Annotated in this window: 1 pseudogene; it reads right to left on the minus strand. The window is 24.4% G+C overall.

Going from position 1 to position 1,028, the window contains the following annotated elements:
• Positions 1–30: 30 nt before the first annotated feature.
• Positions 31–554, minus strand: a pseudogene (locus ETR37_RS20750) (IS30-like element ISMag1 family transposase); the annotation flags it as partial.
• Positions 555–1,028 lie beyond the last annotated feature (474 nt).

Here is a 1,028-nt window from a genome sequence, read left to right on the forward strand (position 1 = left end):
AATTTTCACTTCCATTATCAATAGTTAATGTGTCAATAACAAGAATATTGTTCTTTGCTTAGTCTCATGTCTTACTGTTGTGCTGTTTCCATATTTGCCATTTTATTTATATGAAATAATACCTAATTTTAGACCAAAAGCCCTATGTTTAGCAATATACGATAAAAGTTTTGAGGTGATGAAATATATGAATTTTGTAGTTCTCTTTGTATTTAAAAATAATGCTATCAACAGAAGTTTAACAGCTTTATTTTCTAATTATTATTTGTGCAGTAAAAGCAAATTAAATACTTGCAGAACTTAGAAAAGTCTTTGTGCTTTTTCTGTAGCTTAAGGTTGTTTTCTAATCTTTTTGAATTATGTCTTGTTTCTATTAAGTTTAAAAATTTTAGAATACTAATTTCGTATATTGTTTCGTCTTTTAAGTCTATACCACACAATTTACAACTCTTTTGGTATTTAGCATAATCAATTTTTGTTCCGACTGTAATTCTGTCAAATAAGTTATAAATTGCTCTAGATTTAAAACCTACAGCATCAGAAACAGTTTTAATATTATGACCAGATATTAGCTTTTCAAGAATTTCTTTAAGATGCAATGGACTAATGTTGTTTTTATTGGTTTTGAGATTTGAATTATTTAATATTTCATCCCAATTTGCTTCATCAATTACATAATGCACATAATTGAACTCGTACTTGCCATTCAGATTTAATTTCTTTTTAAGCAAGCATATGTTAGTTGAACAAATATTATTTTTGTTATTGCTAATCATATCTAATTTAAATGCCTTTCATTTTTTAAATTTGATACTCAAATTTTAACAAAAGGCAAGAAAAAGCGCCGCAAGTTAACTTGTGATGCTTTTTCTTTCTTAATGAATATTCAATCTATTTTTTAAATGTGCTGGTCTAACTACCAATTTATTAGAAATTTAGAACCTATATTATTAAAATCTATCAATAATAAATTAATTTTAAATTTTTTATAACAATTTTAATTTTTTATTTAAAATAAATATGTTATG

Origin of the sequence: Geobacillus sp. PK12 (assembly GCF_004123125.1) — a bacterium.
GTDB classification, from domain to species: Bacteria; Bacillota; Bacilli; order Bacillales; family Anoxybacillaceae; genus Geobacillus; species Geobacillus zalihae.